Below are 24,822 nucleotides of genomic sequence, written 5' to 3'. Positions count from 1 at the left end.
TCTGCGTGGTGGCGTTCATGACCTTGGGCGCCAACGGCCAGTGGTCGTTCGTGATTCCCTTTCGCGGTGGCAAGTTGGTGGCGATGCTGCTGGTGGCGTATGCGGTGGCGGTGTCGTCGGTGCTGTTCCAGACCGTCACGCACAACCGCATCCTGACGCCCGCCATCATGGGCTTTGACGCGCTGTACCTGTTGATCCAGGCGGTGGTGGTGTTTGGCTTCGGTCAGGCCGCGGTGGCCGCCGAGCATCCCGTGGCCGCGTTCCTGCTGGAAGTCTGCGCGATGACCGCGTTTGCCTGCCTGCTGTTTCGCTGGCTGTTTTCGGATGCGGTGCGCAGCCTGCATCTGATGATGCTGGTGGGCATTATCTTCGGGCTGCTGTTTCGCAGCCTGTCCAATTTTGTGGTGCGCCTGATCGACCCCAACGAATTCCTGGTGCTGCAAGACCGCATGTTCGCCAGCTTCAACACGGTGCGCGTGTCGCTCTTGCCGATTGCGCTGGCCGCCGTTTGCGTGGCGACGCTGGTGGTGTGGCGCTTGCGCCATCGCTATGACGTGCTGGCGCTGGGGCGCGACATTGCCGTGAACCTGGGCGTGGACTATCGCCGCAGCCTGATGCTGACGCTGGCGGCTATTGCGGTGCTGGTGTCGGTTTCCACGGCGCTGGTTGGCCCGGTGACGTTCTTCGGCCTCTTGGTCAGCAACCTGGCTTACCAGGCCATGGGGTCCGACAAGCACAAGTACACCGTGCCCGCCGCGACGCTGTTGGGCGTCATCTTCCTGGTGGGCGGCCAAACCTTGCTGGAACGCGTGCTGGGCTTGAACACCACCGTCAGCGTGGTCATTGAATTCGTGGGCGGCGTGATGTTCCTTGCCCTGATCTTGCGCAAGGGGCGCAGATGATTGAAATAGCAGAAGTCAGCAGGCAATACGGCGATAGCGTGGTGGTGGATGACGTCACCCTGCAACTGCCGGCCCAGGGCGTTACCGCCATCATCGGCCCCAACGGCGCCGGCAAGTCCACCTTGCTTTCCATGGTGAGCCGGCTGCTGCCCATGTCCGCCGGGCAGATCCGGGTGGACGGGCTGGACGTGACCCGGGCCGACAGTCGCGAACTGGCGCGCCGCCTGGCCATCCTGCGGCAGGATAACCACCTGCCGCTGCGTCTGACCGTCAGGGACCTGGTGGCGTTCGGCCGCTATCCGCACACGGGCGGCCGGCTGACGCTGGACGACAAGGCCCACATCGACCGCGCGCTGTCTTACCTGAACCTGGAGCCGCTTGCCGACCGCTATCTGGACGAGATGTCGGGCGGACAGCGCCAGCGCGCCTTTGTGGCGATGGTGCTGTGCCAGGACACGCGCTACGTGTTGCTGGACGAGCCCTTGAACAGCCTGGACATGAAGCACGCGGTGGCCATGATGATCACCTTGCGCCGTGCGGCGGATGAGCTGGGCAAGACGGTGGTGCTGGTGCTGCACGACATCAATTTTGCGTCCAGCTACGCGGACCGCATCGTGGCGATGCGCCAGGGCCGCGTGGCCCACCAGGGCACCCCGGCGGAACTGATCCGGCCCGAGGTGCTGAGCCCCCTGTATGAACTGCCGATTGATGTGCATGACATCGGCGGCAAGCGCATCTGCGTGTATTACCGCTAGGCGGGGCCGGGCCTGTTATGCCGATTCCGCGTTGGCGACCAGTCGGGCCTGGCGCGCGGCGCGGTGACGGCGTTCCAGCAGGACGGCCCACAGCCACAAGGGCATGCTGCCCAGGGCCAACAAGCTGCCCACCCAGCCGGTCGACGTCCAGCCATAACCGGCGGCAATCGCCAGGCCGCCCAGCAGGGGACCCAGCGCATTGGCGGTGTTGAACGCGGAATGGTTCAGCGCGGCGGCCAAGCCTTGGGCGTCACCCGCCACATCCATCAAGCGGGTTTGCAGCACCGTGCCCAGCGCGCCGCCCACGCCCACCAGAAAGACGTTCAACGTGATCAGCCAGACGTTGTGCGCCATCAGCGGAAACAGCGCCAGCACCACGGCCGACCACACCAGCAGCAAGCCCGCCGTGCGCATGACGGCGCGGTCCGCGAAGATCGGCACCACCATGTTGCCCACCGTCAGCCCCACGCCGAACGCGCTGAGCACGAAGGGCACGGTGCTGGGCGCGACTTGCGTGACGGCGGTCAGCGTGTCGGCCAGATACGTGTACACCGAGAACAAACCGCCAAAGCCCACCGCGCCGATCGCCAGCGTGATCCAGACCTGCCCCCGGCCCAGCGCGCTTAGCTCGCGCAGCGGGCTGGCCTTGTGATCGGCGGGCGTGTCGGGGGCGTAGACGGCCACGCTGATCATGGTCAGCACGGCCAACAGCGACACCAGGCCGAAGCTCCAGCGCCAGCCGACCACTTGACCCAGCCAGTTGGCCATTGGCACGCCGATGATGGTGGCGACCGTCAAGCCCAGAAACACGCGGCCCACGGCCATGGTGCGGCGGTTGGCCGGCACCAGCGAACTGGCCACCAGCGACGCAATGCCGAAGTACGCGCCATGCGGCAGCCCGCTGAGAAAGCGGAAGAACAGCATCCAGTGATAGTCGGGCGCGATGGCGCTCAGGCCGTTGCCCACGGCGAACAGCCCCATCAGGGCGATCAACAGGCGGCGGCGGGGCATCTTCGCGCCCAGCACGGCCAGGATCGGCGCCCCAACCACCACGCCCAGCGCGTAGGCGCTGATGACGTGGCCGGCCGTGGGCGCGTCGATGCCCAGCGACTGCGAAAAATAAGGCAGCAGGCTCATCGTGGCGAACTCGGTGGTTCCGATGGCGAAGCTGCCGACAGCAAGGGCAAGCAGCACCAGCGCGGGCCGGTGCTGCGGGGAAGCAGGGTGAGACATGGGGATGGCTAGGGGTGATTCGAGAAATGTTGCGACGCAACAGCGCTATTGTAAGCAGCCCAAGCTGTCATCCACATGTCTGCCGCGCTTACTGGCTGAGGTCCACCGCGTAGCGCGACAACTGCGTCGTTGCGTCCGGGGTGGCGTCGTACACACTGACATTGGTCACGCCGTGCGCCACCGCCATCGGCAGGGTGCCCGGCACCGACCAGAACACCACGGGGCCCGCCAAGGCGCTCAACGGCTTGAAGCGCCAACTGCGGTCCAGGCCAAAGGTGGCCAGGTCCAGCGTCGGGTTCTTCTTGATGAAGCTGATCAGCACATCGCGGCTGGCATCCGGGGCTTGCAGCACGATGTCGCCCTTGCCGCCCGCCAGGCCGGGAAAGTCGCCGCCGCCGCTGGCGCGGTAGTTGTTGGTGACCACCAGGAACTCTGCCGCCGGATCCAAGGGCGCGCCCTGGTAGGTCAGGCCCGAGATGCGTGAGCCCTTGGGCTGGCTCACGTCGATCTCGTATTTCAGCGCATTGCCCGGTGCGTACAGCACGTCGAAATTGAACGTGGGGAAGCTTGTGTCGACCAAGTCTTGCGGCGCGACCTGGGCGGGGTCGATCTGCTTGAACTGCTCGGCCGTCTTCTCCAGCCACAGGCGCACGGTCTCGCCCGTGACGCGCACCACCTGCAAGGTGTTCGGGTACAGGTACAGGTCGGCCGCGTTGTTGATGGCCACATTGCCTTGCTTGACGAAGGTGAAGTCGCCCGGGCCATTGCGCCCGCCCTTGAACGGCGCGGCGGCCGACAGGATGGGCAGGGCAGCGTAGGCCGGGTTGTTCTTGGCGATGTAGTCCGTCAGGTAGTCGATCTGCGCCATGTTGACGATTTGCAGCGCCGACACGTCACCCGTCAGCGCGTAATAGGTCGCCATGTCGAACTGGCTTTGGCCGATCGGCGTCTTCACGTAGTCGATGGTGGCGGCGTGTTCGCCTTGCACCAACTGCTGCACGGCAGCGTCGGGGGCAACATAGGTGGCCGGTGTCGAGCCGCTTTGTGCGGTCAGGCGCGTGGAAATGCGCTGCACCGTGGTCGCGTCCTGTTGCACGCGCCAGCCCTTGTCGTAGGCCAGCTTCAACGTGATCTGGCCCAGGTTGTTGCCCCATTGGCCCGCCTGCACCGCGGGCACGCCGTTGACCAGGCCGCGCACCGGATCCACGCCGGGCTGGCCGATGAATGGCGACGTGGCGCTGGTGTCCGGAAACAGCAGGTGCTGGTGGCCGGTGATCAGCGCGTCGATGCCGGCCACCTGGCTCAAGTAGCCCGCGCCGTTCTCCATCGCCGGGTCGTAGGCGGTCTTCATGTCGATGCCGCCATGCGCCAGCGCCACGATGATGTCGGCGCCCGCTGCCTTCATGTCGGGCACGTAGCGTTGCGCGGTTTCCTTCCAGCCCGTGACCTGCACATGGCCTTCCAGGTTGGCCTTGTCCCATTGCAGGATCGGCGGCGGGGCAAACCCGATCACGCCCACCTTGAACGGCACGTCGATCGCGTTGCCGGCGGCGTCCGTGGCCTTGAAGCTCTTGTCCAGCAGCACCCAGGGCTTGAAGATCGGTTGCTTGCTGGCGGCCGACACCACGTTGGCCGACACAAAGGGGAAGGCCGGCGCGGCGCAGTTCTTGGCGCCAGCAGGGTTGGTCTGGGCCGTGCCCTTGCCGATGCCCGCCAAGCCGAAGTCCACGTTCGTGATCTGCGACAGATAGGGCAGGCCGTAGTTGAATTCGTGATTGCCCATCGTGCCCGCGTCGTAGGCCAGCAGGTTCATCTGCTTGTAGATGGCGATCATGCCCGAACACTGCACCGGCGCCACCAGCGCCTGGTAGTCGGACAGCGCAGTGCCCTGGATGGTGTCGCCATTGTCGAACAGCAGCGTGTTGGCATGCTGCTTGCGGGCGTTGGCGATCAGCGTCGCGCTGCGGTCCACGCCGTAGCTCTTGTCTTCGGCCAGCTTGTAGTAGTCGTAGCCCAGCACGTTGGCATGTAGGTCGGTCGTGGCCAGAATCGCCACTTCCAGCGCGGCGCCTTGCGGCACGCTGGCAACGGGCGGAGTCACCGCGCCGGTGTCATCGTCATCGTCGTCATCGCCGCCGCAGGCGGTCAGGCCCGCCAAGAGCGCAACGCTGGCGGATACCGCGAACAGTTTTCGTACGTGTGGCTTCACCGTCATTCCTCCGTGTCATGAAGGAATCCGAGTGTGGGGATGGTGTGTGACCTGGGCGTGACATGGGTGGCGCTGTGGGCCGTGCGTATTCTGGTGAGCAGTACGTACTAACGCAGCGGCGATTCCCTTGTCAGGCTGTCGGCTTCCAGCGATGCCAACGCATCCAGGAAGCGCCATGCGAATGACCCGGGCCCTTCGGCGAGCGCACTCGCACGCTGGCCCGCGATGGCAAAGCAGGACAGTGCCGCGACGGCCGCCGGGTACGCGTCGTCCTTCGACACTGCCGCAAAGGCGCCGACCAGCGCCGTCAACGCGCAGCCGGTGGCGGTAACGCGCGGCATCAGCGGCGACCCGCCTGTGACGCGCACCGAACGCCCGCCGTCAGTGACGTAATCGGTTTCGCCAGTTACGGCCACCACGGTGCGATGCGCGGTGGCGATGTCGCGCGCCGATTGTTCCGCTTGCGCCACGGCGTCGCGCGCGTCCACGCCCTTGCCGGCGCTTTGGCCACCCGCCAAGGCAATGATCTCTGATGCGTTGCCGCGCACGATAGTCGGCTGCAAGGCCAGCAATTGCCGCACGGCGTCGCGCCGAAAGGCGGTGGCGTGATGGGCCACGGGGTCCAGCAGCCAGGGAATGCCGGCCTGGCGCGCCGACGCGGCGGTCAGCAGCATGCTTTCCAGCCACGGCGCGGACAGCGTGCCGATGTTGATGACCACCGCACCCGCCACGCGTGCGAATTCGGGCGCTTCATCGGTGGCGTGCACCATCGCGGGGGACGCGCCCATCGCCAGCAGCACGTTCGCCGCGATGTTCATGGACACGAAATTGGTCAGGCATTGCACCAGCGGCGCGTCTTGCCGCAGCGCGGTGTAAAGGTCCTGGCACGTCCGCGCCAGGGCGGTGGTGTCGGTGGGGGATTCAGCCATGCCTAAGGGTCCTTGCAACGCGTATCGATGGGTCGGCGTATGTTCTGGCGTCGCAAGGCGCGCTGTCAAGTTGGCGCGCCGTTGCCCGACCGGCCGAACAGCGACACCCAGGCGCCCAGGGCCCCGCAGTACAATCGCGCCTTCAAAAAAAGAAGCAATGCGGCGCGCCATCCGCGCGCCAGGTCGGCAGCACCAAGGGGTGACACAAATGGGCCATGTCTTACGCAGCCGCGTCAGCGGTTTGGCGGCAAGCCTTTGCATGACGTTGGGGCTTGCCTTGGCAAGCGTAGTGGGCGGGTCGGCGCATGCGGCCGAGCTTCAGGCCAAGGCGGAGATCACCGAAGGCGCCGTGCTGGCTTCGGGCGTGCGCTACGAATTCCTTGCGCGCTGGGACACCGAACGCCTCAATCGCATCCTGAAAACCGATACCCCGAACTTTGCCGGCACGCGCGCCACCTACACGCCCGCGCGCAATGCGGTGAACCTGTACCGCGTCAGCTATGCCTCCGTCATTCCCGAACGTGGCAACCTGCCCACGGTTGCCACGGGCCTGGTCGCAGTGCCGGACACGGCCCAAACCGTGTTGCCGATGGTGTCCTACCAGCACGGCACCGTCTACGGCAAACACGAGGTGCCCTCGTATCCCGAACAGTCGCCGGAAACGCAGTTGATGATTGCGCAGTTCGCGGGGCAGGGCTACGCGGTAATCGGCGCTGATTACTTCGGGCTGGGCGATTCGACCGAGCCCGAAGGCTACATGGTCAAGGGCAGCCATCAACAAGCCAGCTACGACATGCTGCTTGCCGCCCGCGCCGTGCTGGCCGACTTGAAACGCAGCAGCAACAAGCTGTTCCTGGCGGGATGGTCGCAAGGCGGTTTCGTGACGATGGCCTTCCTGGAAAAACTGGAAGCAGCCGGCGTGGCGGTGCAGGCCACCGCCACGGCCAGCGCGCCCGTCGATGTGTTCGTGGCGCTGAACGGATTCTTGCAGTTCCCGCGCGCCAATGACGCAAGCTGGGTGACCAGCCTGTTCATCCTGTCGTCGTTCTCGTTCGAGAATTACTACGGTGAACCCGGCTTGGCCCGTTCGCTGATCAATCCAGCGTATTACGAGGTGTCGCGCAAGGCCTACGCGCGCGAACCCTTCAATGCCGCCGACGTGCCGACTGACGTGCGCAAGCTGATCAAGGCCGAGTACTTCAACCCGAAGTTCTTCGCGGCATCCGCCTATGGTCGGCTGGTGGCCCAGGCGCAGTCGTATCGCTGGGTAATCCAGACGCCGGTGCGCAATTACTACGGCGATACCGACGAAGCGATCAGCACGGGCCTGGGCCAGTTGGCGGCCACCTACCAGCACGCCATGGGCGCGGGCAACACCAAGGTCGAAGCGATTTCAACCGGCGCCACCACGCATCGAGGCACATACGCGCACGCCGTGCCTCAATGGAAATCCTGGTTCGACGGGATGTGAGTTCCGCCGAAACCCCCGGCCCTGGCGGCTGGGGCGTCCCCGCTATTCGGCCTGATCCGGCCCATCCACATACACCAGCCCCGCCGCGCGCAACTTGTCGCGCATGCCGTAGATGTCCAGGCCCAGCTCACCCGTGGCCAGCCTGGCGCGCGTGGCGTCTTCTTTCTTCAGCCGCGCCTCGCTGGCATCCGCCACCGACAAGGCGTGCTGGCGTTCCACCACCACCACGCCGTCTTGATCGGCCACGATGATGTCACCCGGCCGCACCAGCGCGCCGGCGCACACCACCGGCACGTTGACGCTGCCCGGCGTGGCCTTCACGGTGCCCTTGGCGGACACCGCGCGTGACCAGACCGGAAAGCGCATGGCTTCCAAGGCCATGACGTCGCGGCAGCCGGCATCGATGACCAGCCCACGCACGCCGCGCGCGGCGCAGGACGTGGCCAGCAGCTCGCCAAACATGCCGTCGTGATTTTCGGTGGTGCAGGCCACGACCAGCACGTCGCCGGGTTGGCACAGTTCCACCGCCACGTGCAGCATCCAGTTGTCACCCGGTTGGGCCAGTACGGTGACGGCGCTGCCCGCAATCGCCGCGCCGCGCCAGACGGGGCGCAGATACGGTTGCAGCAGGCCGGAGCGGCCCTGGGCTTCATGCACCGTGGACACGCCGGCCGCCTGCAAGCGATCGATCACGGCGGGTTCCGCACGCGCAATGTTTCGAACGGCGATGGCGCGCGCGCTCATGCGAAGGCTCCCGTCACTTGCGGGAATATCCGCTGATAGCCCTCGGCATGCGTGATCTTCAGGTCGGAATTGCGCGATGCCTGCACGCCGCGCTGCAAGGCCACGCGGGTGTAGTACTCCCACAAGTGTTCCTGCGCGGACATGGATTCAAACGCGCGGCGCTTCACGTCCCACACCGATGAAATGTCCAGCAGCACCTCGGGCTTCCATTCGCATTGCTCGGGCTGATGCGGCTCGAACAGAAACACGGGCGGCGCGCCCAGCACGGGCTGGTCCGGCCGATGCCCGTGTGCCTGGGCGATGATGCGCGCCTCTTGCGCCACGTGGGTGGCAAGCGGGTGGTCGAAGTTGTAGGGGTCTTTCAGCGAGTGCGTCAGCACGAAGGCCGGCCGCAATTCACGATAGATGTCGGCCAGTTGGAACAAGGCGTCGTCGCTGACGCGCAGCGGGTAATCGCCGCAATCCAGAAAGCGCACCGAGGCGCCCAGGATCGATGCGGCGCGCGTGGCTTCTTCGCGCCGTGCCGTCTTTACCCGTTCCAGCGTCATGCCCGGCTCGCGCCAGAGCTTGGCCGATTCGCCGCGTTCGCCGAACGACAGGCACACCACGGTCATGTTGAAGCCGCGCTGGGCGTACAGCGCAATGGCGCCGCCCGCGCGCCAGACGAAATCCGCCGAATGGGCGCTGACGATCAGGCCGTTTTGAGTAGTGCTGCTCATGCTTTCTTCCTGAAAATAAAGACCATTCAGTCCGCGCTGATGCCGGCTGCGCGGATCACCTTGGTCCACTTCACCGATTCATCGGCGACGAAGCGGCCAAAGTCCGCGGCGCTGCCCGGCGTGACTTCGGCGCCGATTTCGCTCATGCGTTGCTGGAAGGCCGGGTCCACCAACGCGGCTTGCAGGGCCTTGTTCAAGCGCTTGACCACGGGCTCGGGCATGCCGGCCGGGCCGACCAGGCCCCACCACACCGTGGCATCCACGCCCGACAGGCCTTGAGACTCGGCAGTGGGCACATCGGGCAGCAGCTTGGCCGGATGCGGGTTCAGCACGGCCAGGGCGCGCAGCTTGCCGGCCTTGACGTGCGAAGCCACTTCCAGCGGGTTGATCGACATGAAGGACAGCCGGCCGCCCAACAAATCCGTGACGGCGGGCGAGCCGCCCTTGTACGGAATGTGCAGCGCCTTGAAGCCGCCTTCGGACTTGAGCAGTTCACTGGCCAGGTGGCCCGAACTGCCATTGCCCGCCGAGCCATAGGTCAGCTTGTCGGGGTTGGCGCGGCCCTGCGCGACCAGGTCTTTCAAGGTCTTGGCGCTGGCGTCGCTGCGCACCACCACGACCAGGGGCGCGAAGCCGATGGCGCCGATGGGGGCGAAGTCCTTGGCGGGATTGAAGTTCAGTTTCGGGAACAGCGCCGCATTGCTGGCCAGCGTGTTCGAGGCGGTCAGCAAGGTGTAGCCGTCCGGCTCGGCGCGCGCCACGTGCTCCATGCCGATATTGGTGGCGGCGCCGGGGCGGTTGTCGACGATGACCGGCTGCTTGAGTTCTTCGGCCATTTTCTGCGTGATCAGCCGCGTCACGATGTCCACACCGCCACCCGCCGCGTACGGCACCACGATGCGTATCGGCTTGTCGGGATAGGTGTCGGCGGCATACGCGCCCAAGGGCGCCGCCAGCCCGGCAACCAAACCCAGCATTACGCCAAAACGAGCGAGGTAAGTCTTCTGCATCAATGTCTCCTGTGTGCTTTGTTCTCGTGTCGACATGGTGCTGGGGCAGGACTAATATCGTCCAATACTTTTTCCGCCAACGACTTATTTGGTTTTTAAATAAATTGGACTTCCGCCAACTTCGCTATTTCGTCGCCGTGGCCGAGGAGCTGAGCTTCAGCGCCGCCGCGCGGCGCCTGCACGTGAGCCAACCGCCCTTGAGCCTGCAGGTCAAGGCCCTGGAAACCGAACTGGGCGCGGTGCTGTTGGAACGCGATAAACGCAACGTCGCCCTGACCACGGCGGGCGCCTTGTTCTTGGAACAGGCGCGCCGCGCGCTGGGCAATCTGGACCGCGCCGCCGAAGTGGTGCGGCTGGCCTCGCAAGGCGAGGCCGGTGAGATCCGGATTGCGTTCACGGCCTCGGTACCGATGGCCGAAGCGTTCCCGCGCGTGGTGCAGACATTTCGCAGCACCCACCCCGCCGCGCGCGCGGACCTGATCCATATGTCTACCGGGCAGCAGCTTCAAGCCCTGGCCGACAAGAGTATCGACGTGGGATTCTTGCGCCCGTCGCTGCTGTTTTGCCCACCGCCCAACATCCAGACGCTGGACCTGTGGACGGACCGCCTGGTGGCGGTGCTGCCGGCCTGGCATGCGCTGGCCGACACGCAAAGCCCCTTGCCGATGGCGGCGCTGGCCGACGAACCCTTCATTCTGTTTCCGCGCGGCCTGGGCTGCGGCTTGTTCGAGCACGTGATGGTGCTGGCCAGCCGCGCGGGCTTCGCGCCGCGCCTGATGCAAGAGGCTCGCGAAGGCGCGACGATCGTCGGGCTGGTAGCGGCCGGCATGGGCATTTCGGTGCTGCCCGACACCTATGCGCGCACCGGCATTCCCGGCGTGGTGTATCGCAGTCTGGATACGCCCGACGCCACCAGCCGCCTGCTGCTGGCGTACCGGCGCGATGACGCGGCCCCGTTGCTGCAACGGTTTGTGGATGTGGTCACGCCGAACGCGGGGACGGCGGTGTAGGGACTGCGCTGCTTTTCAGCCTGCAGTATCGGGACCGCGCTGCTTGTTATTTTGCTGACGGCCAGCGTCCGCCCAGGGACCGCGTGGCGTCGGCTGCGGCTTCCTGCACCAGCTTGGCCATCTTCTTGACGGCGGCGGGCGAGTAGCGTTCCTTGGGGCCCGACAACGAGATGGCTCCGCAGATGTCGCCGTCCGGGCCGAACACCGGGCTGGCCACGGCGGCGCAGTTCGGGTCGCGTTCGCCCATGGATGCCAGCATCAGGCCCACTTCGGCGGGCGACTTGCCTTGCACCAGATAGGCCGTCAGCAGCTTGCCGGCGGCGCCCTTGTCCAGCGGCAGCAAATCGCCCACGCGGATGCGGTCCAAGGTGGAGTGGTGCGAATCGACGCGCAACACGCACACGCGGGAATGCGCGTCGTGGTAGACGTGGAACGACGCGCTTTCCGTGCCCTTGTCGACCAGGCCTTGCAGCAACGGCAGGATGGTTTCCGTCAGCCGGTAGGTGGCTTCGTAAGCGCGTCCCAGGTGGTGGGCGTAAGGCCCCAGGGAATAACGGCCGTCGGCGCGGCGCACCACCAGGGCTGCTTTTTCAAGCGAGGCGATGAGCCGCAAGAGCGTGCTCTTGTAGAACCCCGTGGCTCGGGAAAGGTCGGCAAGCGTGATGGGCTCGGTGCGTTCGGCCACGGCGCCGACGATCGTCAGGGCGCGTTCGACGGCGGCGACGCCATCACTGGAATTGTCCTGAGTGGGGGTACGGCTCATTGGAATGATAGGGATGATTAGGCGTTGGTTCCCGGGTCCGGATCAATGACCCGGCTGATCACCGGGAAATAGCGGTTGCCATGGCCCTGGGCCAACGCGGCGTCAAACCAGTGGTCTACGTTGCGGGCGCCCAGTGCCTCTACGCCGGTCTGTTCCGCCAGTGCCAGCGCGTAGCGCAGGTCTTTGCGGGCATAGTCCACGGGGAAGGCTTTTTCGGGAAATTCACCGGGCAGAATAGCCTTTAAGCCGTGGTTGCGCAACGCGAAGCTATCGGCCGAACCGCGTGTGAAGGTCTCCAGCAGCACCTGCGGATCCACCCCCGAACGGCGTGCAATGGCGCGCGCTTCCGACAGCGCCACCACGGTCTCGAACAACACCATGTTGTTCAGGATCTTCACCACCTGGCCGCTGCCCACCGGGCCGCAATAGGTGATCTCGTTGGCGAACGTGGACACCAGCGGCTTGATGCGCGCAAACGTCTCGGCGTCGCCGCCGATCATGACGGACAGCGTGCCAGCTTCGGCGGCGGCGCGCGTGCGCGCGACAGGGCCGTCCATGAAGATGGCGCCCTTGGCCGCGAACTCGGCGGCGAGTTCGCGCGTGACGTCCACCGGCGAGGTGCTCAGGTCCACGATCAATTGGCCCGCGCGCGTATTCGCCAGCAAGCCATCGGCCTGGCGGGCAAGCTGCGCCACGATTTCGCCGGACGGCAACGACAGGAACACCACGTCGCATTCGCGCATGATTTGCGTGGTGGTCGCGGCCGTCACGCCATGCGTGGCCAGGCGCTGCAAGGGGGCGGGATCGGTGTCGCAGCCCAGCACGGGCAGCCCGCCCTTGGCGGCCAGGTTGCGGCAGATGGGTTCGCCCATGACGCCCAGGCCGATGAAGCCGGCTCGTTGAAATTCAGACATGTGGATAGTCTCCGAAGAAGGGGAAGCCGTCGTCGCGGCCCTGAAAGAAGAATGAAGAATGAAAGCGAAGGGGCGCGCGGCCTACATGCCGAAGTAGATGCCCTTGGATTGCTGGTACAGGCGCAGCCCGCTCACTCCTTTTTCTCGGCCGATGCCGCTTTGCTTGAAGCCGCCGAACGGGGTGGAAATGGAAAGCTGCTTGTAGGTGTTGATCCAGACGCTGCCCGCTTCCAGGCGCTTGGCCACGCGCCAGGCGCGGCGGTAGTCCGCCGTCCAGATGCCGGAGGCCAGGCCGTAGACGCTGTCGTTGGCCTGCTCGACCAGATCGTCTTCATCGTCGAAGGTCAGCGCGCACAGCACGGGGCCGAAGATTTCTTCGCGCACCACGTGCGCGTCTCGCGCCAGTCCGCCCAGGATGGTGGGCCGGTAGAACGCGCCGGCTTCGAGCGCGGCGCCGTCCGGTCGCTGTCCGCCCAGCAGCACTTCTGCGCCATCGCGCCTGGCGGCGTCGACCATGCCTTCGATCTTTTCGCGATGGGCAAATGATGCGATCGGACCCATCTGCGCGCCGGCGGCATCGGGCAGGTCCACCTTCAGTTCGCCCGCGCGCGCCACCAGTTTCGCGATGAAGGATTCCGCGATGCTCCGATGAACATACAAGCGCGAACCCGCCACGCAAGACTGCCCGCTGCCTTCAAAAATGCCGCCGATCACGCCGGCTATCGCGGCGTCTTGATCAGCATCATCGAACACGATGTGCGGCGACTTTCCCCCCAGCTCCAGCGCCACGGGCATCAGCTTTTCGGCGGCGGCGTGGGCAATCGCTCGGCCGCTGGCGGTGCCGCCCGTGAACGACACCATGCGCACGCCGGGATGTTCAACCAGACGGCGGCCCACCGTGGACCCCAGGCCCGTGACCACGTTGAGAATGCCCGGCGGCAAGCCCGCTTCCAGGGCGATGCGGCCCAGCGCCAGCGCGGGCGAGGACGTCACTTCCGAAGGCTTGAGGATGACGGCGTTGCCGGCCGCGAGCGCGGGCGCCACCTTCTGCGCTTCCATCGTCAGCGGTGAATTCCACGGGGTGATCGCCACCACCACGCCATACGGGTCGTAGTGCGTCATGGACAGGTAGTTGCCGCGCGCCGGCGTGACTTCCGCGGCCAAGGTTTCGCACACGCCCGCGTAGTAGCGAAAGGTGGCCGCGGCGCTGGCCACCTGCGTCTTGCATTCGGCCCAGACCTTGCCGTTTTCAATCATCTGCAAACGCGCTAGCAGGTCGGCGTGTTGCTCCATGCCGTCGGCAATGCGGCGCAGAATCGCCGCGCGCTGGTGCGGCAGCATGTCGCGCCAGGCGGGCTGGCGCTGGGCTTGCCAGGCCGCCTCCACGGCCTGGTCCACCTGCGCATCGGAGGCCGCGCTGATCAGGTAATTGTGGGCGCCGGTGGCCGGGTTGACCGACGCGAACGCGGCATCGCCCTGGGCGATCCATTCACCACCAATCAGCATGGATTTCAGGGTTTCCGAGGATTCGGACATGACGGGTTGTTCCTCTCTTGATGGAAATTCCGGACTGGCCTGGCGCCGTCCGGCATGCATTTAGTCGTTGACAGGCTTCGTGCGAAAAAATATAAAATAGAATAAGCGTTCTGTCTACTGGAACGATAAGAATATACAAACCGTCATTCGATGACAAGAGGAGACCTCTCGATGCAACGCAATTGGTTGAGCGCCCTGGCATGTGCCACGACGCTGTTCGCGGGAACGGCAGTCGCCGATTCCTATCCCTCCAAACCCGTGACGATGGTGGTGCCGTATCCCGCGGGCGGGGCCACCGACGTGGTGGCGCGCGCCGTGGCGGAAAAGCTCACGCAGGCCTGGGGCCAGAGCGTCATCGTGGAAAACCGCGCCGGCGCGGGCACCACCATTGGCGCCAGTTCGGTGGCGCGTGCCAAGGGGGACGGCTACACGCTCTTCATGACCACGTCCGCGCACACCATCAGCGGCCACCTGTACAGCAAGCTGAACTACGACCCCGTCAAGGACTTCAGGCCCATCACCTTGGTGACCAAGGTGCCGCTGGTGCTGGTGGTCAACCCCGACATTCCGGCCAAGACGTTGCCCGAATTTCTGGCGTACCTGAAGGAGAACAGCGCGTCGGTCAATTTCGCGTCGCCCGGCAATGGCACGGCGCAGCACCTTAGCGGTGAACTGTTCAAGATCGCCACGCAATCGCGCATTACGCACGTGCCGTACCGAGGCGATGCACCGGCTTTCACGGACCTGGCGGGCGGGCAGGTGCAGATGATGCTGGCCACGATCACGTCGGCCTTGCCCCTGATTGAATCCGGCAAGCTGCGTGCGCTGGCGGTCGCCAACGGCAAGCGGGTGCAGGCGCTGCGCAATGTGCCGACCTTCGCGGAAGCCGGCATGCCCGGCTTCGAGGCCGCGACGTGGTTCGGCCTGCTGGCGCCGGCATCGCTGCCGCAGGCCCAGGCGCAACGCATCTATGAGGACGTATCCAAGATCGTCGCCACGCCCGCCATGCAAACGCGCATCGAGGCCATGGGTGGCGACGTGGTGAACAGCACGCCGCAGGCGTTCGCCACGTTCATGGCGCAAGAACAGAAGAAGTGGGGCCAGGCCGTCAAGGCGTCTGGCGCCGTCGCCCAGCAGTAAGCGCAACCGCGCACGCAAGCGTCCGTAGCCCCTCGCCGACGTAGCGCGGGGCACGGCATCAGGCAACCTCGGAGGAGACACATCATGACCGTTTCAACATGGCTGGCAGCAGGTGCGATCGCGTTGTCCACGGCCGCGCCCCTCGCGGCAAGCGCCGCGGACTATCCCAATGCTCCGGTGAAGTTCGTCGTGGGCTTCAGCCCCGGCAGCACCATCGACACGGTGGCGCGCATCGTCGGTGACGCGCTATCCACGCGCATGGGGCAGTCGTTCGTGGTGGACAACAAGACCGGGGCCAACGGCATGATCGCCGCGCGCGCCGTGGCGCAGGCCAAGCCCGACGGCTACACCATCCTGGTCAGTAATTCCAGTTCCATCACCGTCAACCCCTTGCTCTACAAGGATCTGCAGTACGACCCCTTGAAGGATTTCGCACCGGTGACAACCGTGGTGTCGGTGCCTTTCATCCTGACCATCAACGCCGACAACCCGCGCGTGGCGGGCGTAACCGACGTCAAGTCGCTGGTGGAGCTGGCCAAGAGTAAGCCCAACACCATCAGCTATGGCTCGGCCGGCAACGGCAATCTGATGCATCTGGCCGGCGCGCAGCTTGCCGCCATGTCCGATGTGCAGATGCTTCACGTGCCGTACCGGGGCGCGGCGCCGATGGAGGCGGGCTTGCTGTCCAAGGAAGTCGACTTCGGTTTCGACACGCTGTCCGGCGTGCCGCTCATCAAGGCCGGCAAGCTGCGCGCGCTGGCCGTGTCCACCGCCAACCGCTGGCATGACCTGCCGGACGTGCCCGCCGTGGCAGAGCTGGGCTATCCGGATTTCGACATCTCGTTCTGGGTGGGCATCTTTGCGCCCGCCGGCACGCCGCCCGACGTGGTCGACCGCCTGAACCGCGAGATTGCGGCGGTGGCCAAGGACCCCGTCGTGCGCGCGCGCCTGGCGGCACAGGGCAATCCGTCCACGCAGTCTCCGCAGGCTTTCCGGCAAAAGATTGCCGACGAGCTCAAGCAGAACGAAGCGCTGATCAAGCGCGCCAACATCAAGATCGACTGATCCGGCATCGACCGAACCGGCGGCGCATGCCGCCATCGCAACAGGCAGGGAGGAGCACAAGGTGTCCTGGGATAAAGAACTGCAAGAACTGGCGCAACGCAAAGAGCTGGCGGCGCGCATGGGCGGCGAGGCCAAGGTGCGCCGGCATCGGGAAGGCGGCAAGCTGCCGGTGCGCGAACGCATTGCCACCATGGTTGACGCAGATTCGTTTCGCGAAGTGGGTGCGCTGACGGGCAGCGGCGAGTACGACGCCGAAGGGCGTTTGACGGACCTGACGCCGTCGAACCTGCTGATTGGCCGCGCCAAGGTGGAAGGGCGGCCGGTAGTGGTGGCCGCCGACGATTTCACGGTGCGCGGCGGCGCCAACGATGGCGCGGTCGGCGACAAGCTGGTTGAGGCTGAACGCATGGCGCATGACCTGCGCCTGCCGCTCTTGCGCTTGGTGGACGGCACGGGCGGCGGCGGGTCGGTACGCAGTATCGAAATCAAGGGCCACACCTTGCTGCCCAAGCTGCGCATGTGGCCCTTGATGGCGCAAAACCTGGCCACCGTGCCGGTGGTGTCGCTGGCTCTGGGCTCGGTGGCGGGCCTGGGCGCGGCGCGCGTGGCCGCCAGCCATTACGCCGTGATGGTGCGCGAGACCTCGCAGCTTTTCATCGCAGGCCCGCCCGTTGTCGCGCGTATCGGCCAGAACCTGGAAAAGAACGAATTGGGCGGCAGCGACATCCACACCCGCAATGGCGTCGTGGACGACGAAGCCGATTCCGAAGCGGAGGCCTTTGCCATGGCGCGCCGCTTCCTGTCATATCTGCCACGCTCGGTGCATGAATTGCCGCCGCGCGCCGCCAGCCCCGCCAGTGCTGCCGCTGACCAGGACTGGCTGCGCGACGCCATCCCCAGCGACCCGCGCGCCGTCTACAAGATGCGGCCCATCGTGTCGGCGCTGATGGACGAGGGATCGTTCATGGAAATCGGCAAGCGCTGGGGCAGGGCGGTCATCACCGGCCTGGCGCGTATCGATGGCTGGCCGGTGGCGGTATTCGCCAGCGACCCCTATCACTACGGCGGCGGTTGGGACGGCCCAGCCGCCGAAAAATTCACGCGCCTGCTGGATCTGGCAGAGACCTTTCACCTGCCGGTCGTGAACCTGGTGGACGTACCCGGTTTCCAGATTGGCCTGAACGCCGAGAAGGCCGGCGCCATGCGCTACGGCGTGCGCGCCTTGACTGCCGTGGCGCAGTCCACCGTGCCGTGGTGCTCGATCATCGTGCGCAAGGCCTTTGGCGTGGCGGCCGGCGGTCATCAAAGCGCGGGCCGCTTCAATTTCCGCTATGCCTGGCCGTCTGCCCAATGGGGCTCGTTGCCGGTGGAAGGCGGGCTGGAAGTGGCCTACAAGTCCGAGATCGAAGCCGCTTCGGACCCCGAAGCCAAGATGCGCGAGATCGAGGCCCGCGTGCGCGGCCTGACCTCGCCATTTCGCAGCGCCGAGGCCTTCGTCGTCGAAGACATCATCGACCCCGCCACCACGCGGCAGGTGCTGGAAGAGTTCGTGGAAGTGGTGATGCCCTTGCGCGAACCCGGCCCGCGCGCCTTTGGCTATCGGCCATGACGCCGCATCGGGAGCGCCAGATGAAAAGAGTGATTGTTGCCAACCGGGGCGCGGTTGCCCGGCGTGTCATCCGGGCGCTGCGTGCGCTGGGCCTGGAATCGGTTGCCGTCTATTCCGAGGCGGATCGTGATCTTCCCTATCTGCGTGAAGCGGATGCGGCGGTTGCGATCGGCCCCGCGCCCGCCGTGCAAAGCTATTTGAACCGTGACACCTTGCTGCGTGTGGCGCGCGAGACCGGCGCGGACGCGCTGCACCCGGGCTATGGCTTCCTGTCGGAAAACGCGGACTTTGCGCAGGCCGTGGAACAGGCGGGCATGATTTTCGTGGGGCCGTCGCCGCGCTGGATCCGTATGCTGGGACACAAGACGCAGGCGCGCGACGCGATGGCCGCGTTGGGCATGCCGATGGCGCCCAGCAGCGCGGTGCTGGGCGGCGACCTGGATGCGGTGCGCCAGGCGGCGCAAGCATTGGGCTATCCGGTGTTGATCAAGCCGGCCTCTGGCGGCGGCGGCATCGGCATGATTCCCATGCATGGCCCGCAGGACGTCGATGCCGAATGGGGGCGGGCGCGGCAGATTGCCGAGCGCAGTTTCGGCGGGTCGGACCTGTATCTGGAAAAGCTGCTGAGCAACCCCCGGCATATCGAATTCCAATTTCTGGCGGACCGCCACGGGCAAGTGCGATGCCTGTATGAACGTGACTGCTCAACGCAGCGTCGGCACCAGAAGGTGCTGGAAGAGGCGCCCGCGCCGGGGCTGGACCGGGCCGCCGTGCAAGACATGGCGGCCCGACTGGAAGGCATGCTGGCCGGCCTGGGTTACGACGTGATCGGCACCGTTGAAATGCTGTACACGCCCGAGTCCGGCTTTTCCTTCCTGGAAATCAATACCCGCTTGCAGGTCGAGCATGCCGTGACGGAAGCGGTGACCGGCGTTGATATTGTGGCCGCGCAGCTGAGGCTGGCGGCGGGCGAGCACATGGATAGCGTGCTGGCGCAGGTGCCGCCCTTGCGCGGGCATGCGCTGGAAGCGCGCGTCTACGCAGAAGACCCCGTGCGCTTTCTGCCGTCGCCGGGCGTGCTGCGCACGTTTGACCCGCCAGACTTGCCCGGCGTGCGCGTGGAGACGGGCTACGCCGAAGGCTGCCGTGTGTCCAGCCACTACGACCCGATGCTGGCCAAGGTGATTGCGCATGCAGCAACGCGGAACGAGGCCTTGGCGCTGTTGAAACAGGCGCTGGCGCGGTTCCGCGTCGAAGGCGTCAAGACCAACATTCCATTCATCCTGCAAGTGCTAAACGACCCGGCGTTTGCCGCCGGCGAAGTCTGCACCGGCATGGTGGGCCGCATTCTGGAAGCGCCGCGCGCGGCGGCGCGGGCGGAGCTGGTGGCTCAAGCAAGCTAAGCAATGCCAAGCAACCCAGCAATCAAAGCAGCAGGGCTAAACCCCGCATCCAAGGAGAAGACATGTTCAAAGTAGAAACGCCCGTGGTGGGCCGTGTGGTTGCCGTCAGCGTGCGTCCGGGCCAGCGCGTGGACGCCGGTGACAGCGTGATCAAGGTCGAGTCGATGAAGATGGAAATCCCCGTCGAGGCTGAACGCGGCGGTATCGTGGCGCGCGTGCTGGTGGGCGAGGGCGACGAGGTGGACGAAGGCCAGATCGTGGTTGAACTGGAGTGAGGCTGCCATGCTGATCCATACCGAACGGACGGAGTCGGGCCAGGTGGCGGTGCTGCGATTGCGCAATCCCCCGGTCAACAGCCTGAGCGCGGCCCTGCGCGCTGAACTGCACGCAGCGATTCAAGCGGCGCTTGCGGATGAGGGTGTGCGCGCGCTGGTGCTCGCGGGTGACGGTGGCTTCTTTTGCTGCGGTGCCGAGATCCGCGAATTCAATACGCCGATGTCCACGCGCGAACCCACGCTGCGTACGGTGATCGCGCTGATAGAAGGGGCGGCCAAGCCGGTGGTTGCGGCCATACACGGCGCGGCCTTGGGCGGCGGGCTGGAGCTTGCCCTGGGCTGCCACTATCGCGTGGCGCTGGACGGCGCGTCGCTGGGCCTGCCCGAAGTGACGCTGGGGGTGCTGCCCGGCGCGGGTGGCACGCAGCGCCTGCCCCGCATCGTTGGGGTTGAACGCGCGCTAACGATGATTGCACAAGGCGATGCCATCGACACGGCCAGGGCCTTGGACTGGGGCCTGCTTGACGAGGTGTTTGCTGACGATCTGCCGCAACGCGCCGCCGCCTATGCACTGGCGCATGCCGATGGGCCGCTGGCCGGCCGCAACGTCGGTGCGCGCAAGGTGGCGGCTCCGGCTGACCCGGGCATATACGACCGCGCTCGCGAACAGGCTGCCCGCCGCTATCGCGGTTGCGTGGCGCCGCTGGCCTGCGTGGCCTGCGTGGAAACCGCCGCCAACACCACGCTGCAGGATGGCCTGGCGTTTGAGCGCGAACGTTTTCTGGAGCTGGTCAATGGCAGCCAGTCCAAGGCGCAGCGCCACCTGTTCTTTGCCGAGCGTGCCGCCGTCAAGCTGCCCGAGGGGTGGAAGGCCCAAAGCCCCATCGCCACGGTAGGCGTGGTGGGCGCGGGCACGATGGGCGGGGGCATTGCGATGAGCCTGGCCAATGCCGGCCTTGCCGTGGTGCTGGTTGAACGCGACGCGCAGGCCTTGGAGCGCGGTTGGGCAGCCATCCGCAAGAACTACGCCGCGACGGCGGCCAAGGGCAAGCTGACGGCGGCGCAGGTAGAGGCACGCGAGGCGCGCATACGCACCAGCCTGGACGTGGCTGACCTGCGCGACGCCGATCTGGTGATCGAGGCCGCCTTCGAGGACATGGACGTGAAGCGGCAGATTTTCACGGCGCTGGACGCGGTCTGCAAACCGCAGGCCATCCTGGCGTCGAACACGTCGCGCCTGGACATCGACGAGATTGCCGGCTTCACCCGCCGGCCGGCGCAGGTGCTGGGCATGCACTTCTTCAGCCCGGCCAACGTCATGCGCTTGCTGGAAGTGGTGCAAGGCCGCGAGACGGACGGCAACGTCATCGCCGCCGTGTTCCGGCTGGCGCGGCAGATGGGCAAGCTGCCGGTGCTGGTGGGCGTGTGCGATGGCTTCGTGGGCAACCGCATGGTCAGCCCCTACACGCGCGAGGCACATTTCTTGTTGGAGGAAGGCGCGTCGCCCGCGCAGGTGGATGGCGCCTTGCAGCGTTTCGGTCTGGCCATGGGCCCGTTGCGGATGGCGGACATGGCGGGCCTGGACATCAGTTGGGCCTTCCGCAAGCGCATGGCGCCCACGCGGCCTGCGCACCTGCGCTATTCGCGCGTGGCGGACAGCCTGTGCGAACAGGGGCGCTTTGGCCAGAAGACCGGCAGCGGCTTTTACCGTTACGAGGCCGGTAGCCGCGAACCGCTCGAAGACCCGCAGGTGCTGGCGCTGATCGAACAATGCGCCCGCCAGGACGGCATTGCGCGACGCGACATCACTGACGAGGAAATCGTGCAGCGCACGATGTATGCGCTGGTCAACGAGGGCGCGCGCATTCTGGAAGAGGGTATTGCCCGCCGAGCCTCCGACATCGACGTGATCTATGTCAACGGCTATGGCTTTCCGGCGTATCGGGGCGGGCCCTTGTTCTACGCGGATGAGCAGGGCTTGCCGGCGGTGCTGGCCACCATCCGGCGCTTTCATGAAGCACACGGCGAACTGTGGCAACCCGCGCCGCTGCTGGAACGGCTGGTGGCCGAAGGCAAGCGCTTCGCGGACTTGTAAAGCAAGGGGCTGCGCATCATGCGTGGCGTCCTTAAGAATATAGAGGAGACAGCAATGCATACGGAACAGGCCGGCGCTACCGCGCGGGGGCCGCAGGAACAGTACTTTGCCGCCCTGGCCGAGGGCCGCTTCCAGATTCAGCACTGCAAGGCTTGCAGCCGGCATCAGTTCTTTCCGCGCACGCTATGCATGCACTGCGGCGCGACGGATCTGGCGTGGACGGACCCCGTTGGCACCGGCACGGTCTATTCCTTCAGCATCGTGCGGCGCAAGCCCGAGGCGGGCGGCGACTACAACGTGGCGCTGATCGATCTGGACGAAGGCGTGCGCATGATGAGCCGCGTGGACGGCGTGGCGCTGGACCAGTTGCGGATCGGCATGCCGGTCAAGGCGCGGGTGCTGCGCGACTCGGCCCAGCCGTTGGTGGTGTTCGACGCCGTGGAGGCCGCATGATGTCGCTGGAATCAATGCGCGGGCAAGTCGCCATTGCCGGGGTAGGACACGCGGGCCTGGGCGAAGCGCACGGCTACACGGAGATGGAAGTACTGGCCCAGGCCGCGTCGCGCGCGGTCGCCGACGCCGGCCTGACCATGCGGGATATAGACGGCCTGGCCACATGTAGTTCGTCCGCCACGATGTGGAGCATGCCGGTTGCCGAGTACCTGGGCCTGCGCCCGCGCTATATCGAAGCCACCATGCTGGGCGGGTCGAGCTTTGTCTCGCACCTGCTGCCCTCGGTGATGGCGCTGGTGTCCGGGCAATGCAATGCGGTGCTGGTCTGCTACGGCAGCACGCAGAAGACGGCCACCTTCGGCCGCAAGGAAGGCGTCAAGGCACGCACCTTGCTGGACCCGCAGCCGTTCGAACACCCGTATTCGCCCTTGCAGCCGGTCACGTCCTACGCTTTGGCCGCCGCGCGTCACATGCACCAGTACGGCACCACGCGCGAGCAATTGGCCGAGGTGGCCGTGGCCGCGCGGGCCTGGGCGGCCCTGAACCCCGAGGCCGCGATGCGCGAGCCCCTGTCGATTGACGACGTGCTGCGCTCGCGGCCCGTGTCGGACCCGCTGACGGTGCGCGACTGCTGCCTGGTCAGCGATGGCGGCGGCGCCTACGTGATGGTGCGCGCCGACCGCGCCCGCCAACTACGGCAACCGCCCGTCTACGTGCTGGGCAGTGCCACGGCGGTATGGAACCGGCAGATCTCGTCCATGGAAGACCTGACCGTGACGGCGGCGGCCGAATCGGGCAAGCGCGCGCTGGCCATGGCCGGCCTGAACGTGGCCGACGTGGACGTGGCGGAGCTTTACGACGCCTTCACCATCAACACGCTGCTGTTCCTGGAAGACCTGGGATTCTGCAAGAAGGGCGAGGGCGGGGCCTATGTGCAAGGCGGCGGCATCGCGCCGGGCGGCCGCTTGCCGGTGAACACCAATGGCGGCGGTTTGTCCTGCGTGCATCCCGGCATGTACGGCATCTTCCTGGTGATCGAGGCCGTGCGCCAATTGCGGGCGCAGGCGGGCGAACGCCAGGTGCCGGGCGCCGACATCGCGCTGGTGCATGGCAACGGCGGCACCTTGTCCAGCCAGTCCACCGCCATTCTGGGCGGCCCGTCCACGCGCTGAGCGGGCCGCTTCCCATCCAGGAAAAAGGAATTCCATGCTGGATAAAACATTCGATACGCTGGCCGCCTCGGTGGCGGACGTGCAGGACGGCGCGGTCATTCTGATCGGCGGCTTTGGCGCTTCGGGCGTGCCCACCGAGCTGGTGTGCGCGCTGTTGCAGCAAGGCGCGCGCGAACTCACCATCGTCAACAACAACGCCGGCAACGGCGAGCGGGGACTGAGCCAGTTGGTGCAAGCCGGGCGTGTGCGCAAGATGATCTGCTCGTTTGCACGCTCGTCCGACCGCAAGAACCCGAACGCCGCCGCATTCGCCGAGGCTTACCGAGCGGGCAAGGTCGAACTGGAATGCGTGCCGCAGGGCACGATGGCCGAGCGCATGCGCGCGGCCGGCGCGGGCCTGGGGCCGTTCTTCACGCCCACCGCCTATGGCACGCCGCTGGCTCAGGGCAAGGAAACCCGCGTGATCGACGGCGTGGGCTACGTGCTGGAGTCGCCGCTGAAGGGGGACTTCGCCTTCGTCAAGGCGCGCACGGCGGACCGCTGGGGCAATCTGGTGTACCGCTACGCCGGCCGCAATTTCGCACCGGTGATGTGCATGGCCGCCACCACCACGGTGGCGCAGGTGGACAGCATCGTGGAACTGGGTGGCATCCCGCCCGAACAGGTGATGACGCCGGGCATATTCGTCAAGCGAGTGGTGCAGGTGGGAGACAACCATGGAATATGAAAAGCTCAATCGGCGGCAGATTGCCCGGCTGGTCGCGGCGGACATTCCGGACGGCGCCTACGTCAACCTGGGCATCGGCATTCCGACCTTGGTGTCGGCCTTTCTGCCGGCAGGCCGCGATGTGATCCTGCATACCGAAAACGGCATTGTCGGCATGGGTCCGGGCGACCCCGACGCGCCGCTGGACCTGGACCTGATCAACGCCAGCAAGGAAGCGGTGACCTTGTTGCCGGGCGCGTCCATCACGGACCACGTGGTGTCGTTCGCCATGATGCGCGGCGGCCACCTGGACCTGACGGTGCTAGGCGCATTTCAGGTGTCGGCGCGCGGTGACCTGGCCAATTGGGACACCGGGGCGCCGGGCACGATACCGGCCGTGGGCGGCGCGATGGACCTGGTGGCTGGCGCACGCCAGGTCTACATCACGATGGAGCACGTCACCAAGGACGGGCAGCCCAAGATCGTGCGCGAATGCACCTATCCGCTGACCGGTGCGGGGGTGGTGGACCGCATCTATTCCGACCTGGCGATCATCGACGTGCTGCCGGAGGGCATGCGGGTGATTGCGATGGTGGCGGGGCTGCGCTTTGCCACCTTGCAGGACCTGACGGACTGCCCGCTGACACTCGCGGAGGATTGCCGAGTGCTGGATCCGCAATAGCGCTTGGCTCGTACTTTCCCCGTGTTG

The 24,822-nt window shown here is 66.2% G+C and carries 23 protein-coding genes; 14 read left to right on the top strand and 9 right to left on the bottom strand.

Features of this window, described 5'->3' with window-relative positions; translation table 11 throughout:
* Positions 1-17 precede the first annotated feature (17 nt).
* Positions 18-902, top strand: coding sequence for an iron chelate uptake ABC transporter family permease subunit (locus P8T11_RS08360; protein WP_268082415.1), 885 nt, complete (start codon positions 18-20; stop codon positions 900-902).
* Positions 899-1,657, top strand: coding sequence for an iron ABC transporter ATP-binding protein (locus P8T11_RS08355; RefSeq protein WP_268077384.1), 759 nt, complete (start codon positions 899-901; stop codon positions 1,655-1,657). Before P8T11_RS08360 ends, P8T11_RS08355 begins: the two co-directional genes overlap by 4 nt.
* Positions 1,658-1,672: 15 nt before the next feature.
* Here the strand turns inward: P8T11_RS08355 and P8T11_RS08350 are convergent, their stop codons facing one another.
* The 3 genes from P8T11_RS08350 to thiM all read right to left on the bottom strand — a co-directional run bounded on the left by P8T11_RS08350 (position 1,673) and on the right by thiM (position 6,028).
* Positions 1,673-2,890 carry an MFS transporter gene (locus P8T11_RS08350; RefSeq protein WP_268077385.1) on the bottom strand — a complete coding sequence of 406 codons (1,218 nt, stop codon included), beginning with the start codon at positions 2,888-2,890 and terminating at the stop codon, positions 1,673-1,675.
* An 88-nt stretch (positions 2,891-2,978) separates the two neighbouring features.
* A complete protein-coding gene (locus P8T11_RS08345; protein ID WP_278072168.1) occupies positions 2,979-5,105 on the bottom strand; it encodes a 5'-nucleotidase C-terminal domain-containing protein in 2,127 nt (708 codons plus the stop codon).
* Positions 5,106-5,206: 101 nt separating this feature from the next.
* Positions 5,207-6,028, bottom strand: a complete 822-nt coding sequence (gene thiM / locus P8T11_RS08340) for a hydroxyethylthiazole kinase (protein ID WP_268077387.1) — start codon at positions 6,026-6,028, stop codon at positions 5,207-5,209.
* A 208-nt stretch (positions 6,029-6,236) separates the two neighbouring features.
* On the opposite strand from thiM, the gene P8T11_RS08335 reads away from it, so the two are divergent.
* Positions 6,237-7,499, top strand: a complete 1,263-nt coding sequence (locus P8T11_RS08335; RefSeq protein ID WP_268077388.1) for an alpha/beta hydrolase — start codon at positions 6,237-6,239, stop codon at positions 7,497-7,499.
* Positions 7,500-7,541: 42 nt separating this feature from the next.
* On the opposite strand, the gene P8T11_RS08330 is transcribed toward P8T11_RS08335, so the two are convergent.
* The 3 genes from P8T11_RS08330 to P8T11_RS08320 are packed head-to-tail and all read right to left on the bottom strand — an operon-like array spanning position 7,542 to position 9,972.
* Positions 7,542-8,243, bottom strand: a complete 702-nt coding sequence (locus P8T11_RS08330) for a 4-carboxy-4-hydroxy-2-oxoadipate aldolase/oxaloacetate decarboxylase (RefSeq protein WP_268077389.1) — start codon at positions 8,241-8,243, stop codon at positions 7,542-7,544.
* The gene (locus tag P8T11_RS08325) at positions 8,240-8,962 is read right to left on the bottom strand and encodes a PIG-L deacetylase family protein (protein WP_268077390.1); all 723 of its coding nucleotides are present in this window, start codon (positions 8,960-8,962) and stop codon (positions 8,240-8,242) included. The genes P8T11_RS08330 and P8T11_RS08325 overlap by 4 nt, the downstream gene beginning before the upstream one ends.
* Before the next feature lie 26 nt (positions 8,963-8,988).
* Positions 8,989-9,972 (bottom strand): Bug family tripartite tricarboxylate transporter substrate binding protein, encoded by a 984-nt coding sequence (locus P8T11_RS08320; protein WP_268077391.1) that lies wholly within the window; start codon positions 9,970-9,972, stop codon positions 8,989-8,991.
* A 104-nt stretch (positions 9,973-10,076) separates the two neighbouring features.
* Here P8T11_RS08320 and P8T11_RS08315 point away from each other — a divergent pair, with 104 nt between their 5' ends.
* The gene (locus P8T11_RS08315; RefSeq protein WP_268077392.1) at positions 10,077-10,982 is read left to right on the top strand and encodes a LysR substrate-binding domain-containing protein; all 906 of its coding nucleotides are present in this window, start codon (positions 10,077-10,079) and stop codon (positions 10,980-10,982) included.
* A gap of 46 nt (positions 10,983-11,028) precedes the next feature.
* On the opposite strand, the gene P8T11_RS08310 is transcribed toward P8T11_RS08315, so the two are convergent.
* The 3 genes from P8T11_RS08310 to P8T11_RS08300 are packed head-to-tail and all read right to left on the bottom strand — an operon-like array spanning position 11,029 to position 14,195.
* Positions 11,029-11,745 (bottom strand): IclR family transcriptional regulator, encoded by a 717-nt coding sequence (locus tag P8T11_RS08310; protein WP_268077393.1) that lies wholly within the window; start codon positions 11,743-11,745, stop codon positions 11,029-11,031.
* Between the two features lie 17 nt (positions 11,746-11,762).
* Entirely contained in the window at positions 11,763-12,719 is a 957-nt protein-coding gene (locus P8T11_RS08305; RefSeq protein WP_268082416.1) for an NAD(P)-dependent oxidoreductase, read from the bottom strand.
* 21 nt (positions 12,720-12,740) lie between these two features.
* A complete protein-coding gene (locus tag P8T11_RS08300; protein ID WP_418910242.1) occupies positions 12,741-14,195 on the bottom strand; it encodes an aldehyde dehydrogenase in 1,455 nt (484 codons plus the stop codon).
* Positions 14,196-14,366: 171 nt separating this feature from the next.
* Between P8T11_RS08300 and P8T11_RS08295 the strand changes: the two genes are divergently transcribed.
* The 10 genes from P8T11_RS08295 to P8T11_RS08250 all read left to right on the top strand — a co-directional run bounded on the left by P8T11_RS08295 (position 14,367) and on the right by P8T11_RS08250 (position 24,795).
* Complete coding sequence (locus P8T11_RS08295) at positions 14,367-15,335, top strand: Bug family tripartite tricarboxylate transporter substrate binding protein (RefSeq protein ID WP_268077394.1); 969 nt, start codon at positions 14,367-14,369, stop codon at positions 15,333-15,335.
* Positions 15,336-15,419: 84 nt separating this feature from the next.
* Positions 15,420-16,400 carry a Bug family tripartite tricarboxylate transporter substrate binding protein gene (locus P8T11_RS08290; RefSeq protein ID WP_268077395.1) on the top strand — a complete coding sequence of 327 codons (981 nt, stop codon included), beginning with the start codon at positions 15,420-15,422 and terminating at the stop codon, positions 16,398-16,400.
* Between the two features lie 61 nt (positions 16,401-16,461).
* On the top strand, positions 16,462-18,009 hold the full coding sequence (locus tag P8T11_RS08285) for an acyl-CoA carboxylase subunit beta (RefSeq protein ID WP_268077396.1): 1,548 nt from the start codon (positions 16,462-16,464) through the stop codon (positions 18,007-18,009).
* Positions 18,010-18,029: 20 nt separating this feature from the next.
* On the top strand, positions 18,030-19,412 hold the full coding sequence (locus tag P8T11_RS08280) for an acetyl-CoA carboxylase biotin carboxylase subunit (protein WP_268077397.1): 1,383 nt from the start codon (positions 18,030-18,032) through the stop codon (positions 19,410-19,412).
* Positions 19,413-19,474: 62 nt separating this feature from the next.
* Positions 19,475-19,687, top strand: coding sequence for a biotin/lipoyl-containing protein (locus tag P8T11_RS08275; protein WP_268077398.1), 213 nt, complete (start codon positions 19,475-19,477; stop codon positions 19,685-19,687).
* Positions 19,688-19,694: 7 nt separating this feature from the next.
* Positions 19,695-21,782 carry a 3-hydroxyacyl-CoA dehydrogenase NAD-binding domain-containing protein gene (locus P8T11_RS08270; RefSeq protein WP_268077399.1) on the top strand — a complete coding sequence of 696 codons (2,088 nt, stop codon included), beginning with the start codon at positions 19,695-19,697 and terminating at the stop codon, positions 21,780-21,782.
* Between the two features lie 54 nt (positions 21,783-21,836).
* On the top strand, positions 21,837-22,235 hold the full coding sequence (locus P8T11_RS08265) for a Zn-ribbon domain-containing OB-fold protein (RefSeq protein ID WP_268077400.1): 399 nt from the start codon (positions 21,837-21,839) through the stop codon (positions 22,233-22,235).
* A complete protein-coding gene (locus tag P8T11_RS08260) occupies positions 22,235-23,407 on the top strand; it encodes a thiolase (RefSeq protein WP_268082418.1) in 1,173 nt (390 codons plus the stop codon). Before P8T11_RS08265 ends, P8T11_RS08260 begins: the two co-directional genes overlap by 1 nt.
* A 34-nt stretch (positions 23,408-23,441) precedes the next feature.
* Positions 23,442-24,134 (top strand): 3-oxoacid CoA-transferase subunit A, encoded by a 693-nt coding sequence (locus P8T11_RS08255; RefSeq protein ID WP_268077401.1) that lies wholly within the window; start codon positions 23,442-23,444, stop codon positions 24,132-24,134.
* Entirely contained in the window at positions 24,124-24,795 is a 672-nt protein-coding gene (locus P8T11_RS08250; protein ID WP_268077402.1) for a 3-oxoacid CoA-transferase subunit B, read from the top strand. The genes P8T11_RS08255 and P8T11_RS08250 overlap by 11 nt, the downstream gene beginning before the upstream one ends.
* The last annotated feature ends 27 nt before the right edge of the window (positions 24,796-24,822 follow it).

The sequence above is a fragment of the Achromobacter spanius genome (genome assembly GCF_029637605.1).
Lineage (GTDB): Bacteria > Pseudomonadota > Gammaproteobacteria > Burkholderiales > Burkholderiaceae_B > Achromobacter > Achromobacter spanius_E.
Note: the sequence above shows the minus strand (reverse complement) of the source record. Positions and strands in the feature narration are given on the sequence as shown.